This window comes from Tabrizicola sp. (genome assembly GCF_051645465.1).
In the GTDB taxonomy this organism is placed as follows: domain Bacteria; phylum Pseudomonadota; class Alphaproteobacteria; order Rhodobacterales; family Rhodobacteraceae; genus Tabrizicola.
Genome location: NZ_JBOFBI010000001.1, coordinates 1 through 10,130, shown reverse-complemented (window position 1 = coordinate 10,130; position 10,130 = coordinate 1). Strand labels below are relative to the sequence as shown.

The window sequence follows — 10,130 nt, the reverse complement described above, 5'->3', positions numbered from 1 at the left end:
GCCCCAAAGGACTACGCGCTCGCAGTCGAGGTCCTGCGATGCCGCCGCCTGATCAAGGGCTACTCCGACACCCACGCCCGCGGCCTTTCAAAGTTCGACAAGGTGATGGCGGGCATTGCCATGGTCGAAGGCCGCGAAGACGCTGCCGACTGGGCCCGCCGCCTGCGCGAGGCCGCGCTGAAGGATGAGGAAGGCCGCGCGCTGGAGGGCGCCCTTCAGACGATCCGCAGTTTCGTCTGACGCGGGACCCCGGCGCGGTGCGACCTCTCCCGACAAGCGCAACATACACGATGCCAGGATCATCCGGCACGTCGTCATTCTGTCCGACGCCTGCCACAAGCGCCTCCCCTCCCCCTCGTGGGGAGGGGCTGGGGGTGGGGGGCTCCGGCATGTCCGATTCGCGCCGCGTGGTTAACGGCCCTCGCGCCCCCTCCTGGGCATTGACGGAAACAAGATGAAACCAAGATCGTTAACCCGTTCGAAAGACACAGGATTAACACAGCGTTCTCAAACGCTTGGAGGTTCTTGCAGCCCCCATCGGGACCTTCCCCCAAAAACCTCGTTCACCTCTCTCTAACCCCACCGCACCGCACCCTCCAAACAGCGCCCCGGTCCGGATCAGGCGTTGAAGAGGAAGTGCAGAACGTCCCCGTCCTTGACCTCATAGGTCTTGCCCTCGACCCGGAACTTGCCCGCTTCCTTCGCCCCCGCCTCGCCGTTTCCGGCGATGTAGTCGTCATAGGCAACCGTTTCGGCGCGGATGAACCCCTTCTCGAAATCGCCATGGATCACCCCCGCCGCCTGGGGGGCAAGCGTCCCCTTGGTGATCGTCCAGGCCCGGGCCTCTTTCGGGCCAACGGTGAAGTAGGTCTGCAGCCCCAGAAGCGCGTAACCCGCGCGGATCAGCCGGTCGAGACCCGCCTCATGCAGCCCCATTTCCTCAAGGAAAAGAAGCGCTTCGTCATCCGGCAGCTGGGCCAGCTCCTCCTCGATCCTGGCCGAGATCACCACCGACCCCGCCCCCTGTTTCGCCGCCATTTCCGCCACACGAGCGGATTGCGAATTGCCCTCGGCGGCCTTTGCTTCCTCGACATTGCAGACGTAAAGCACCGGCTTCGCGGTCAGAAGCTGCAGAAGCCGCCAAGCCTTCTGGTCATCCTCCGCGACGGTTATGGTCCGGGCAAGCTTGCCCGCTTCCAGCGCCTTTTGCGCAAGGGCCAGCAGGCGATCCTGATCCAGCGAGTCCTTGTCCCCGCCCTTCAGCTTCCGCGCCAGGTTCGCCCGCCGACGCTCGACCGACTCCAGGTCCGCCAGCATCAGCTCGGTCTCGATCGTCTCGGCATCCGCGACCGGGTCGATCCGCCCCTCGACATGCGTGATGTCCCCATCTTCAAAACAGCGCAGCACATGCGCGATGGCGTCACATTCCCTAATGTTTGCAAGGAATTGGTTGCCGAGCCCCTCCCCTTTCGAGGCCCCCCGCACCAGCCCCGCAATGTCGACGAACGTCAACCGGGTCGGGATGATCTGCTTCGACTGCGCAATGGCCGCGAGCTTCTCCAACCGGGCATCAGGAACCGCCACTTCGCCTACATTGGGCTCGATGGTGCAGAACGGAAAGTTCGCAGCCTGCGCGGCCGCAGTCTTCGTCAACGCATTGAAGAGGGTGGACTTGCCCACATTCGGCAGACCCACGATACCCATCTTGAAACCCATCTCACCCTCCATTGGCGAAGCTCGCGCCTTCTACGGGCCGGGAGGGTTGGGATCAAGCAGCCAAAGACCGCGCAACAATCGCTGTGCGGGGCTTTCCGGCCCCATTGCCTTATCCCCTGCCGCCATGGCACATGGAACCGGATTTGCCGGGGGACCACCATGACACGGATCGACGACACTTTCGCGCGGCTGAAGGCCGAGGGGAAGAAGGCCTTCGTCGCCTATATCATGGGGGGCGATCCGGATGTCGCAACCTCGCTGGCCGTGATGCAGGGGCTTCCCGCGGCGGGAGTGGACGTCATCGAGCTTGGGATACCGTTCACGGACCCGATGGCAGACGGCCCGACGATCCAGGCGGCCGGGCAGCGGGCGCTGGAAGGCGGCATGACGATGGACAAGGTCCTCGGCATGGTCCGGACCTTCCGGGCGGCGGACAACACCACACCCATCGTGCTGATGGGCTATTACAACCCCATCTATTCCCGCGGCGTCGACCGGTTCCTGGCTGATGCTACAGAAGCCGGGATCGATGGCCTTATCGTCGTTGACCTGCCTCCCGAGGAGGATGACGAGCTCTGCATCCCCGCCCAGAAAGCCGGGCTGAACTTCATCCGCCTTGCGACCCCCACGACCGACGACAAACGCCTGCCGAAGGTGCTGCAGAACACATCGGGCTTCGTTTACTACGTCTCGATCACCGGGATAACCGGGGCAGCTTCGGCTCAGGCCACCGACGTTGGACCGGAGGTCGCCCGGATCAAGCGCTCGACCGATCTTCCGGTGATCGTGGGCTTCGGCATCAACACCCCCGAAGCGGCAAGGACCATCGCAAGCGTCGCGGACGGCTGCGTGGTCGGTTCGGCCATCGTCAAGGACATCGGGGCTGGCGTGCCGGTTGCTCAGGTGCTCGCGCGGGTGAAGGCTCTGGCCGACGGCGCGCATTCGGCCTGATCAGGCGGGGCGCCGGGCGGCATAAGCAAGGCTCAGTCGTCGCGGCGGCCCGGACGGGTGCCGCCAGCACTGCACATCGGCCAGACCTGCGCGCTCCAGAAGCGCGCGCATCTCGGTTTCGCCAAAGCGACGATGGCGCCAGCTCAGCCAGACCAGACGGCTGCACCAATGCGGGCGGCTGACCGACAGGATCACTATGCCTCCGGGTTTGGTGAGCTCCGCCATCCGGATCAGCGCGGCACCCGGGTCCGGCAGATGCTCCAGAAGATGGGCGGCGGCGACGAGGTCATAACCGCCGATCGGCAAAACAGCATGATCCAGATCGCTTACAACGAACTGCGTGACCCTGGGGCCTAACCGCGTCTCGGCGGCCCTAAGCATGGCGGGCGAGCGGTCGACCAGGGTCAGGGACAGCCGGGGGCCAAGCGCGTCGAGCAGCGCATCGGCAAGCGCACCATCGCCTGCGCCAAGGTCGACCGCCTCGATCCTGCCCGCGGGCGGCGGGAAAAGCTCAAGTGCGCGCGCTACCATGCAGCGATAGGCCGCGGGAAAGGTCAGGTGCGTCAGCCGCCGCCCCCAGGTTGGAGCAGCGGCCTCGTAGCGGGCGGTCAGGCCGTCGGCCATGGGCCGATCGGCTCGATCCTGGTCACCGTTCCGGCCTCGCGGCCCGTCGGATCGATATAGGTCAGCTTTCCCGCTTCGTGGGCAATCTGCCAGTTGCCGACGGGACCTTCATGCCACGCAACGTGATAGCCCTTCGGCAGCGGATGCCACTCACCATTCATTGGCGGTTTTCCCGGCAATATCATCCGGGCCAGGCCGCCCGCCCCGTAGCTGATCGTCGCATCGGCACCCTGGCCGATATCGACGTGATGGGTGAAACCCGGCAACAGAACACCAAGCACCGTTTGATCAAGAACTGTCATCGCAAAATCCTTTCGTCGCGCCGCGGAAAGGCCCGTGGCGACGGTTGGCAATCGACCGGAATTGGTCTAGCAACTTGACTAATGATCGAGACGAGTCGTATTGTCAAGTAACTTGACGAACGGTGAACTGGTGTCCCAAACCCCGCCCGACCATATCGGCTGGACCCTCTGGCGGGCCACGGCTGTCTGGCGGAAGGACTTTGTCGCAGGGATGGTCGCGGCCGGTCATACCTGGTTCGCCCAAGCGCGGGGCAATCTGATGGTCCACATCGGCCCGAACGGCCTTCGGCAGGGCGATCTGGCGGAGCGGGCGTCTCTCACCAAACAGGCGGTTCAGCAATTCGTCGACGAACTGGTGGCCGACGGCATCGTTGTGCGCACCCCGGACGAAACGGACGCCCGCGCCCGGTGGATACGGTTGACGCCTTCCGGCGAAGCCGCAATGCGCGATGCCGACCGGATCAAGGCCGAGATAGAGGCGCGCTGGCGCGAGCGGCTGGGGTCGGAGGACTTCGAGAAACTGGACGCATTGCTGCGCCGTGTCGTTTCGGACGTACCGGACGCAGGCTAGTCGGCCACGGGATCGCGCATCGCGTCCATGATCTTGCGCAGCCCGGTCAGACTTGGCAGCACGGACGCAATCTCGGAAGCCGGAAAGCGCCCGGCAAGCTCGGCCATATGCGGCTCCATCTGCCGGATCGCAGCCAGCCGGAAGACTCGTCCTGCCTCGGTGATGAAGACGCACTTCGACCGCCCGTCCCGCGCGTTCGGCCGCATCTCGATCAGCCCGTGGCGCTCCAGGACCGCAAGGCTGTGGGGCAGCGCGGTCTTCGGCACCTGAAACGCCCGGGCCAGCTCCAGCGGCGTGCGCCCGTCCTTCACCCGGATCAGATGGTTCAAAACGCTGAACTGCGACACGGTAAACCCATCGGGCAGCTGCGCCTCGAAAAGCGCGCGGCTGAGTTGCGCAAGAATGCCGACCTCGGTGAAGAAAGCGAAGAACGTCTCTTCCGGGGTCAGCGCTGCTGGCGCGGGGGCGTCAGGCATCCACTATCTTCGCCTCCAGGGGCCAGCGGGGGCTTGCGGCCACCGCGGGGCCGTAACCGATACGGGCCAACATCTGGACCGTCCCGCCGGTCGGCGCAAGCCTTGCGTGCAGGTCGGTGTAAAGCACTGCCATCTCGGGGTATTCCTGAAGGGCCTGGCTCAGCGGCTGAAAGGCCACCCCGGCGCCCGTTGCCGCAAGATTGACCCGCAGCCAGTCCGCCCCGGTGGCAATCTGGTCAAGGCGGGTGTTGCCCTCCGTCACCAGCCAGACATGCCCCATCGCGGTGTCGGTATTGGCGAAGACCGCATCCAGCCCCGCCTTGTAGGCCTGCGAAGACCTGTCCAGCGCCGCATCACGCGTGAAAAGCCCGGTCGTGCCCATCACCTCGAAAAGCGGGCCGGTGAAATCGATCCCGTCGGGGTTCGCGTCAACCTCGGCCCGGCCGATGCGGAAAAGATCGACCGACTCCTGGTAGGTATGCGCGGTCTCGATCTCGATCCTCAGCGCTTCACGCGTGAAGGTGCGCCAGTTGGCGACCTCCATTGGTTCGATGGTGCCGCCAAACCGGCCGCTCTGCGCCACGTCAAGGGCTGCCAGAGTGTCAGCGGGCAGCGGACGCTCCATGTCGAACGGCTCTTTGTTCGAGCGGCGGTCGAGGACATGGGCGAAAAGTGGATCGGGGGTCACGGAAGGGTCGGCCGTAAACACAGCCCGTGCGACGGGGCGGGCGTCAAGCGCCTGATCGTCATGTCCTTCAGGGAAGGGCGTGATGGAGACCCGGTGGCCGTCATGGCTGGCGGCCATCCGCATCAGCTCCAGAAAGCAGCCAAGGCCGATGGTGATCTGGCGGCTGAAAGGGTCGGTGTGGGGCAAAAGCTTCGCCGTATCGACGTAAAGCGTCACGATCCCCGGTTCGCGCAGGTCGACAAGCCAGGGCTGACGGTTGTGCGGGTTCGGGGCGAGGATCGCATAGCTCAGGGCGCGATGGCGGGCATCGGCGCCCTGGCCCGCGGTCGTCCAGGGCAGACCGGCAGTGCGAGGCTTGCGCAGGGCGACGGCGCCCAGACTGCCGGTGGCGGCGAGGATGACGCCCCCGCCGATCAGGGCGAGGGTCTTGCGGCGAGAGAGGGTCATGGCAGGCTCCTATTAGTGCGATATCGTACCATATAGTGCGATACCGTACCAATTGCAAGCCCCGCAGCAGCATTGCGCCCTGCGTTGCGAATTGGTAACCAAAGATGACCAATCCCGAAGAGGCGCCCATGCCCGTCATCACCTGCATCGAGGACCTGAAGCGCCTGCACCAAAAGCGCACACCGAAGATGTTCTGGGACTATTGCGAGTCGGGCAGCTACACCGAGCAGACCTTCCGCGAGAATTCCTCCGACTTCGCCAGGCTCCGCTTCCGCCAGAGGGTGGCGCGCGACCTCACGGGCCGGGTGCTGGAAAGCACGATGGCCGGCGAGAAGGTCTCGATGCCCGTGGCCCTCGCCCCGGTCGGAAGCACCGGAATGCAGCACCCCGACGGTGAGATCCACGCGGCCCGCGCCGCCGCAAAGTTCGGGGTGCCCTACACGCTTTCCACCATGTCGATCTGTTCGATCGAGGATGTGGCGACCGCAAGCCCAACCCCCTTCTGGTTCCAGCTTTATGTGATGACCGACGAGGATTTCGTCGACGCCATCATCGAACGGGCCCGCGCCGCGAAATGCTCGGCGCTGGTCCTGACGCTGGACCTGCAGATCCTCGGCCAGCGGCACAAGGATTTGAAGAACGGCCTGACCTCACCACCGAAACTGACCATCCCGAACCTGATCAACATCGCCACCAAACCCCGCTGGGCACTTGGGATGCTGAAAACCCCCCGTCGCCAGTTCCGTAACATCGTCGGCCATGTGAAGGATGTGAAGAAGCTTTCCGACCTGACCGCCTGGGCAAACGAGCAGTTCGACCCCAAGCTTGACTGGTCCAAGGTCACCCGCATCCGCGACCAGTGGAAGGGCAAGTTCATCCTGAAGGGCGTGCTGGACGCCGAAGACGCAAAGATGGCCGCGGACGCCGGGGCCGATGCAGTGATCGTGTCGAACCACGGCGGGCGGCAGCTTGACGGGGCGCTCAGCTCGATCCGGATGCTGCCCTCCATCGTCCGCGCAATCGGCGACCGGACCGAGGTCTGGATGGATGGCGGCATCCGCTCCGGGCAGGACGTGCTGAAAGCGCTGGCGATGGGGGCGAAGGGCACGATGATCGGACGGGCCTACATCCACGGCCTCGGCGCCATGGGCGAGGCCGGGGTGACCGCCGCGCTGGAGGTGATCCGGAAAGAGATGGACATCACGATGGCGCTTTGCGGCGAGCGGGATGTGAAGGCGATGGGCCGCCACAACCTTCTGGTGCCCGAAGACTTCGAGGGCCGCTGGGCCTGACCCATCGCTCCTCGTTCGCCTTCGGCTCCTCCTCGCCGGGCGACCTGCGATAAGCCGACAAAGTCGGACGATGAGCCGCCGCTTGCCTTTTGATCAAACCATGGCGCATAAACCGGCAACACCGCCCGAGGCCGCCCATGTCAGACGAAACCATCGCCGGCATCCGCAAGACCCGCCTGACCGCCTTTGCCGCGCGTGAAGCCGAGGTCTATGCGAAGGCCCGCCCCAAGGCCGCCAAGGCCCTGGCCCAAGGCGCTGGAACCTTTCTCGGCAACGTGCCGATGCATTGGATGTCGGACTGGCCCATGCCGCATCTGCCGCTTGTCGCCAAGGCTCAAGGCGCCCGTATCGAGGATATCGACGGCCATGCGCTGGACGATTTCTGCCTCGGCGACACGGGCTCGATGTTCGGTCATTCCCCTCCCCCGGTCGCCAAGGCCATCCGCCAGCAGGCCCGGCGCGGCCTGACCTACATGCTGCCGACCGAGACGGCGCTGGAGGCAGGGCGGCTTCTGACCGAACGCTTTGGCAATTTCCGCTGGCAGATCGCGACAACGGCGACGGACGCCAACCGCTTTGCCTTGCGCGTCGCGCGGGCCGTGACCGGACGGCCCAAGGTTCTGGTCTTCAACGGCTGCTATCACGGGACGGTGGATGAGACCTTCGTGTCGCTGGAACACGGTGTCACGATCAACAGCCCGGGGCTTCTGGGCCAGGTTGCCGACCTGACCACCACCGCGGTCTGCTGTGAGTTCAATGACTTGGGCAGCGTCGAGGCAGCTTTGGCCAAAGGTGATGTCGCGGCAATCCTGACCGAGCCGGTGATGACCAACTCCTGCATGGTCCTGCCCGAGGCGGGGTTCCATGACGGGCTCCGCCAGCTGTCATTGCGCTATGGTGCGCTCCTTATCATGGACGAGACGCACACGATTTCCTCCGGCCTTGGCGGCTACACGGGCGTCCATTCGCTGCGCCCCGACATGTTCGTTGTCGGCAAATGCGTGGCGGGGGGCCTGCCGACCGCTGTCTGGGGGCTGAGCCCTGCGCTTGCCGACCGGTACTACGCGGCCAACGACAACCGCCCTTCGGGCCGGTCGGGGATGGGGACAACGCTGTCGGGAAACCCGATGCAGTTCGCCTGTCTGGTGGCGACCCTGTCGGGTGTGATGACCCCGGCCAACTATGCCCATATGGAGAAGCTTGCCGAACGGCTGAGCCACGGTCTTATAAAGTCCATCGACCGGCACAAGGCGCCCTGGCACGTCGTCCGTGTCGGCGCGCGGGTAGAGTTCATCTGCGCCCCCGGACCTCTGAAAAACGGGGCCGAGGCTGCTTTCGCTCATCAGCCGACGGTCGAGGCGGCGATCCATACCGGCCTGATCAACCGGGGCTCGCTTATTGCGCCGTTCCATAACATGATGCTGGTCAGCCCGGCGACGAAGAAGGGGCAGATCGACCGCCTCGTCGCGAACTTCGACACCATCCTGAAGGACCTCTTTGCCTGAGATGAAAATGAGCAAGATCAGCCCATCCGGCTCGACCCCCGCCGAGGCGGAAGCCTTCCTGGATGCCCATCCCGAGATTGAGGCATTTGACATTATCCTGCACGACGCCAACGGAATCGGGCGTGGAAAGATCATTCGCCGGCATGAGCTTTTGTCATTTTTCAACAACGGGCGACATCTGCCGATCTCGATCCTTGGCCTCGATATCTGTGGCGAGGACGTGCACGAGACGGGTCTCATCTGGGACCAGGGCGATGGCGATCTGCGCGCCTGGCCGATCCCCGGGACGCTGAAGCCCCTCCACAACACCCAGCCCCCCAGGGGCGAGGTGTTCATGTCGATGTACACGCTCGATGGTGCGCCGATGACCTCGGACCCGCGCCACGCGCTGAAGGCCCAGATCGATGCACTGGCCGCCGAGGGGCTGCATCCGTCGGGGGCGTTCGAGCTGGAGTTTTTTCTACTCGACCCCGAACGAGGCCCGGACGGCAAGATGCAGCCCGCCCGCGACGTGCTGGACGGCCGCAAGTCGAACAAGACCGAAGTCTATTCGGTCGATCATCTTCACGGCATGCTGCCCCTTTTCAGCGATATCTATGCTGGCGCCGAAAAGTCCGGGATCAAGGCCGAAACCATGATCTCCGAATACGCCCCCGGCCAGTACGAGCTGACGCTCCACTACCGAACCGATGTGATGCAGGCTGCCGATGACCTTATGCGGCTGAAGCGGATCGTCAGGGCGCAAGCGCGAGCGCATGGAGTGGTGGCCTGCTTCATGGCCAAACCGAACGAGAACTACGCCGGTTCGGGAATGCATTTCCATGTCTCGATGCTGGATGGCGCGGGCTACAACGTCTTCATCGAAAAGGATGAGGGCAAGTGGAACCCCTTGATCCTGCATGCGCTCGGTGGCCTCAAGACCACGATGGGCGAAAGCATGCTGGTCTTTGCCCCCCATGCCAACAGCTGGCGCCGCTTTGCCAACCAGTCCTATGCGCCGGTTTCGCCCACCTGGGGCGTCAACAACCGCTCGGTCGCGCTCCGCATTCCGGCGGGAGACATCAAGGCCCGGCGGATCGAGCATCGCCCGGCGGGCGTGGACGCCAATCCCTATCTGGTCGCGGCGACCGTGCTTGCGGCGATCCGCAAGGGCCTGCAGGAAAGCATCGATCCGGGGCCCGAGACCACCGGCAACGGCTATGAAGACGAGAACGGGCCCGAGATCCCGGCGGACTGGAAGTCGGCCATCGACGCGGCAAAGCGCTCGGCTTTCCTGAAGGACGCGCTGGGTGAGGACATGCACCGCACCTTCACCGCGATCAAGGCCGCAGAATACGCCCGCGTGATGCGGACCGTCAGCGAAGTCGATTTCGACCTGTACCTGCATACGGTGTAGGGCAAATCTTTTCGAAAAGATTTGCAAAGGGTCTACCCTAGCTGAGTGTCCTGAGGGGTTTCAGTCTGCAGGCTTTGAGGAGGATTTTGTAGAGGTCCTCGCGCCTGTTGTTGAAGCGGAATTCGGTTTCCTTGAGGAAGACGGGGAAGCTGGTGGGGCGGA

The 10,130-nt window shown here is 64.4% G+C and carries 11 protein-coding genes; 6 read left to right on the top strand and 5 right to left on the bottom strand.

Annotation, left to right across the window (positions count from 1 at the left end):
* On the top strand, nucleotides 1-240 hold a 240-nt coding region (locus ACRCSW_RS00055; protein WP_438701952.1), incomplete at its 5' end, for a DUF6537 domain-containing protein.
* A 378-nt stretch (nucleotides 241-618) separates the two neighbouring features.
* Here ACRCSW_RS00055 and ychF read toward each other — a convergent pair.
* A complete protein-coding gene (gene ychF, locus ACRCSW_RS00050; protein WP_438701951.1) occupies nucleotides 619-1,716 on the bottom strand; it encodes a redox-regulated ATPase YchF in 1,098 nt (365 codons plus the stop codon).
* A gap of 159 nt (nucleotides 1,717-1,875) precedes the next feature.
* Between ychF and trpA the strand changes: the two genes are divergently transcribed.
* On the top strand, nucleotides 1,876-2,667 hold the full coding sequence (trpA, locus tag ACRCSW_RS00045) for a tryptophan synthase subunit alpha (RefSeq protein ID WP_438701950.1): 792 nt from the start codon (nucleotides 1,876-1,878) through the stop codon (nucleotides 2,665-2,667).
* On the opposite strand, the gene ACRCSW_RS00040 is transcribed toward trpA, so the two are convergent.
* Nucleotides 2,668-3,291 (bottom strand): class I SAM-dependent methyltransferase, encoded by a 624-nt coding sequence (locus tag ACRCSW_RS00040; protein ID WP_438701949.1) that lies wholly within the window; start codon nucleotides 3,289-3,291, stop codon nucleotides 2,668-2,670.
* The gene (locus tag ACRCSW_RS00035; RefSeq protein WP_438701948.1) at nucleotides 3,276-3,593 is read right to left on the bottom strand and encodes a hypothetical protein; all 318 of its coding nucleotides are present in this window, start codon (nucleotides 3,591-3,593) and stop codon (nucleotides 3,276-3,278) included. Before ACRCSW_RS00035 ends, ACRCSW_RS00040 begins: the two co-directional genes overlap by 16 nt.
* 130 nt (nucleotides 3,594-3,723) lie before the next feature.
* Between ACRCSW_RS00035 and ACRCSW_RS00030 the strand changes: the two genes are divergently transcribed.
* Nucleotides 3,724-4,164: a MarR family winged helix-turn-helix transcriptional regulator gene (locus ACRCSW_RS00030; protein WP_438701947.1), complete on the top strand. Its 441-nt coding sequence runs from the start codon at nucleotides 3,724-3,726 to the stop codon at nucleotides 4,162-4,164.
* Here the strand turns inward: ACRCSW_RS00030 and ACRCSW_RS00025 are convergent.
* Nucleotides 4,161-4,640, bottom strand: coding sequence for a MarR family winged helix-turn-helix transcriptional regulator (locus ACRCSW_RS00025; protein ID WP_438701946.1), 480 nt, complete (start codon nucleotides 4,638-4,640; stop codon nucleotides 4,161-4,163). The two genes, ACRCSW_RS00030 and ACRCSW_RS00025, sit on opposite strands and share 4 nt — an antisense overlap.
* A complete protein-coding gene (locus ACRCSW_RS00020; RefSeq protein ID WP_438701945.1) occupies nucleotides 4,633-5,775 on the bottom strand; it encodes an Acg family FMN-binding oxidoreductase in 1,143 nt (380 codons plus the stop codon). The genes ACRCSW_RS00025 and ACRCSW_RS00020 overlap by 8 nt, the downstream gene beginning before the upstream one ends.
* Before the next feature lie 128 nt (nucleotides 5,776-5,903).
* Here ACRCSW_RS00020 and ACRCSW_RS00015 point away from each other — a divergent pair, with 128 nt between their 5' ends.
* The 3 genes from ACRCSW_RS00015 to ACRCSW_RS00005 all read left to right on the top strand — a co-directional run bounded on the left by ACRCSW_RS00015 (nucleotide 5,904) and on the right by ACRCSW_RS00005 (nucleotide 9,968).
* The gene (locus tag ACRCSW_RS00015; protein ID WP_438701953.1) at nucleotides 5,904-7,067 is read left to right on the top strand and encodes an alpha-hydroxy acid oxidase; all 1,164 of its coding nucleotides are present in this window, start codon (nucleotides 5,904-5,906) and stop codon (nucleotides 7,065-7,067) included.
* Between the two features lie 137 nt (nucleotides 7,068-7,204).
* Nucleotides 7,205-8,572, top strand: coding sequence for an aspartate aminotransferase family protein (locus tag ACRCSW_RS00010; protein ID WP_438701944.1), 1,368 nt, complete (start codon nucleotides 7,205-7,207; stop codon nucleotides 8,570-8,572).
* A 7-nt stretch (nucleotides 8,573-8,579) separates the two neighbouring features.
* Complete coding sequence (locus tag ACRCSW_RS00005; RefSeq protein ID WP_438701943.1) at nucleotides 8,580-9,968, top strand: glutamine synthetase family protein; 1,389 nt, start codon at nucleotides 8,580-8,582, stop codon at nucleotides 9,966-9,968.
* The last annotated feature ends 162 nt before the right edge of the window (nucleotides 9,969-10,130 follow it).